Genomic DNA, 3550 nt, shown 5'->3' with positions numbered 1-3550 from the left:
ATTTGTTTATGATTGCTTTATTTGGTTTTCAATGTTCGTGACGGCTTTGTGTTCCGCCATGTAAATAAACATAAAGCATATTCTCAGGTTTGTAAAGTTTTTTAACAACAGATTAACTAATGAAAGGTATAAGCTTAAATTATCAATATGAAGAAAACTGGATAAAGAGGTAAGAATGCACAAAAAAGTAGGTAAAGCCTGGAAGCGCGTCGCCTTCAGGCATGGAAATATTAAGATACAGACTTTTGCTGGCTAGGTATCATAATGAGAGCCCAATAGGGAACTTCAGCGGGCTCGACATCTGCGATCGCCCGAATTCGCTGATTCGGCATAGTTGCACGTTCTATATACAGTGATCGATCGAACTGTCCCAACTCAATGAGCACGTCCCGGACTTTGGCAAAATGCCTCCCCAGCTTAATAATCACAGCAGCATCAACAACCGCCAGCCGATCGCGCAAAACCTCAGCATCCAGCGTCGCAGGCATAATACTTAACACATCGTTACGATAAGTCAGCGGCACTCCCAACGCAGCCGCACTCGCCATTGTCGAAGAAATTCCCGGCACAACTTCAGTGGTAAATCTCGCCGACAAACGGTTGAATAGATACATAAACGAGCCGTAGAGAAAAGGTTCGCCCTCACACAGCACCGCCACATCCCGCCCCTCGCTCAGATGTGCCGCAATTTTCTCTGCCGCAATATCGTAATAAGGTTGAGACGATCGCGTCGGACTAAAAGGCAACGGCATCGGAATCTCAATTTGCTCCGGGCGCAGATAATCTGCGACGATCGCCCGCGCCAGCACCTTACCATTTTCCATCGCCGGATAGGCAATCACCGGCACCGATTGCAAAATCCGATAAGCTTTCAATGTGATCAATTCTGGATCGCCAGGGCCAATACCCAAACCGTACAATTTACCAGTAGCCTTAGTCATAATTCATCCTTTTTCGCTAACGCATTCACGGCCGCCGTTGCCATTGCACTGCCACCGCGCCGCCCGTGCAACGTAATAAATGGCACTCCCCGACTGTTGGCGGCAAGTTCGGCTTTGGATTCGGCAGCCCCCACAAATCCTACCGGGAAACCCAGAATTAAAGCCGGTTTGGGTGCTCCGGCATCCAGCATTTCCAGCAGTCGGAACAAAGCAGTCGGGGCATTGCCAATTGCCACAACCGCACCCTGCAAGTTATCCAGCCATAAATCAAGCGCCGCCGCCGATCGAGTATTTCCCATTTGTCGCGCCAACTCTGGGATTTCGGAATGCCAGAGGGTGCAAATCACCGGGTTGTCAGCGGGAAGGCGTTTGCGAGTGATGCCTTCGGCCACCATCCGGGCATCGCACAGGATGGGCGCACCTGCGACGAGGGCGTTGTGTCCCGCGGTGGCTGCACCGGGGGAAGCTGCTAAATCTGTAACAATATCGGTCATGCCGCAACTGTGAATTAGTCGCACGGCTACCGATTCTAAATCGGGCGGCAAGCTTGACAAATCTGCTTCGGCTCGAATTGTGGCGAAGGATTTGATGTAGATTTCTGTTCCGTCTCGAATGTAGTCAATCATTGTTTAAAACTGCTGTGGGAAGTTTGTGGGATTTGTGAAAGATTTTTTTTGAATCTACCGCGAAGATGCAAAGGAAGCGAAGCAAGAAATATCAAGAGAGATAGAAATAGAAATAATTAAAAATTGTCAGTTTTCATGGGATATTTTTTCACTTTCACTTCCGATTTTCGGTGCTCAATAACTCCTGTAATTGGTCGATCGCCTGCCGATCGACAAACTCACCAAATGACTCCAAAGGCTCTCGAAACCGCTGATACACCTGCAACAAAAGCTCGATCGCACCGGGCATCTCGATCGCACTCACCGCCGGAAAAATTGGTCGCCCGAAGGGCAAATCTTTTCTACCCGCATAAATGTCGTAACCTTCGATCGTCTCGTGTCCTCGCTCAATCTGAATTCCCACCAGCGTGATATCAATTGGCTGGTGCTGGGCGCAGGACTTTTGGCAACCGCTGAAATGAATGTTAATCGGTTGGTCGATCGTCAATTTTTGCGCTAAATCCCTCACCATTGCTAGGGCGTGACTTTGAGTATCTGTCGCCGCCGACGCACAGCCGCTGCTGCCGGCACAAGCCACCAAGCACGAATCTAGGCGAGTCGCCGACGAGTGCAATCCCAAATCGGCAACTTGCTGTTTTACCTCAAAAAGCTGGGAGTTGGGGATATCAGAAATCAACACATTTTGCCACGGCGTAAGTCTCAGGGTACCGCTGGCTAGATTTTGGGCTAAATTTGCCAAATTCCGCAGTTGATTTGATTCTAGCCTACCGAGAGGCAGCGCAATTCCTATGTAGGAGAAACCGGGCTGTCGCTGAGGGTGGATGCCGAGATGTCGGGATTGTTCGATCGCCCTTGCAGATGAGTCGATCGATCGGGCGGGCAAGATGCCCACCCCACAAGGAAATTCACTCTTCGCTTCACAGGCATCTTGCCTGTTTTTGGGAAATGTGCAAGATGTGAATTGCAATAAAAATGGTAAATTCTGGTGTACCTGTTCTAGATAACTTTCAACACCCCAATCTGCCAAGAGGTGACGCAAACGCGGTTTTTTGCCATCAATTCGCGGTCTATTTTTAGTGTATTCAAGATAGGTGCTAGCGAGAGCGGCTAATACTGAAATACATTGCGATTCTTGGATTAAAATTCTTGTATCGCCGTTTAAATGCAGCCGAAAAACGATTTCTGATTGGGTTGAAAGCGCTTCAGCAGCTAATAAAATATCGTTGCGTAAATCGCGGATCGAAACCGATTCCCCGCCGTCCAACCCAATACTGAACTTAGGTGAAAGTTCCGACAATTCGGGATGCGTTTGCAGGTAATCATCCCAAGCTTTGACTAGCGGGCGAGTATCGAGTAACTGCTGGCGATCGATCCCTGCTGTCGGGCTTGCCATAATATTGCGAATCGGGTCAACTTCCACGCGGCGAGACGCTATCCCCAATTCCTGCAAGCGGTTCCAGACTTCCGGGGCAATTTCCGATTTCACTTCTCGGATTTGCAAATTTGCCCGATTTGTCACTTGCAAACAGCCGGTACTGTATCGATCGGCCAAATCCGCGATCGTCCAACACTGCTGCGCGTTTAAAATTCCCCCCGGAATCCGCATTCTCGATAAAACTCCGTCTCGGGCTTGGGAACCGTAAAATAAACCCGGACAAGTCGGCAAATCAGTCAAAGCTAACAAATAATCTCCTCCCCGTGCTACGCAGGGAATCCAAAAGTAAACGCCCACAAAGCGCCCCCGAAATCGGCATTCTGACTTTTACAGTTGCGGCACAGCGCCGGAATTGCACCGGACTTTCCCGCTTTCAGGCTTTAGAACGGTATCACGAGCTGACCCACAGAAAGCAAAACCCTCAACTTTCTTAACAAAACGCCTGGCGATGGCGTCGGGCCCCGCAAGCTACGCCCATCTCTTTCCTTTCATCAGCTTTCCTAATCACAGTCATCAGTTTAACTGTCGTCAAACCCCTTTACAAACCT

At 49.3% G+C, this 3550-nt stretch carries 3 protein-coding genes and 1 riboswitch; all 3 genes read right to left on the bottom strand.

The genetic code is table 11. The annotated features are described in order from the left end of the window. Positions 1-230: 230 nt before the first annotated feature. Positions 231-941: a precorrin-2 C(20)-methyltransferase gene (locus tag QUA50_RS29090; protein WP_333263776.1), complete on the bottom strand. Its 711-nt coding sequence runs from the start codon at positions 939-941 to the stop codon at positions 231-233. Then, a complete protein-coding gene (locus QUA50_RS29085; protein ID WP_333263779.1) occupies positions 938-1567 on the bottom strand; it encodes a precorrin-8X methylmutase in 630 nt (209 codons plus the stop codon). Before QUA50_RS29085 ends, QUA50_RS29090 begins: the two co-directional genes overlap by 4 nt. A gap of 154 nt (positions 1568-1721) precedes the next feature. Further along, on the bottom strand, positions 1722-3299 hold the full coding sequence (gene cobG, locus QUA50_RS29080) for a precorrin-3B synthase (protein ID WP_333263781.1): 1578 nt from the start codon (positions 3297-3299) through the stop codon (positions 1722-1724). Between the two features lie 8 nt (positions 3300-3307). Beyond that, positions 3308-3380: riboswitch (adenosylcobalamin-variant (AdoCbl-variant) riboswitch) on the bottom strand. Positions 3381-3550: the final 170 nt, after the last annotated feature.

The sequence above is a fragment of the Microcoleus sp. M2_D5 genome (assembly GCF_036701935.1).
GTDB lineage: Bacteria > Cyanobacteriota > Cyanobacteriia > Cyanobacteriales > Microcoleaceae > Microcoleus.
This window is presented reverse-complemented; position numbering and strand designations above follow the sequence as displayed.

Bases quoted from the DNA above. Each gene is read 5' to 3' on its own strand.
- QUA50_RS29085 (WP_333263779.1), bottom strand. From the start codon at position 1,567: ATGATTGACTACATTCGAGACGGAACAGAAATCTACATCAAATCCTTC.
- QUA50_RS29090 (WP_333263776.1), bottom strand. From the start codon at position 941: ATGACTAAGGCTACTGGTAAATTGTACGGTTTGGGTATTGGCCCTGGC.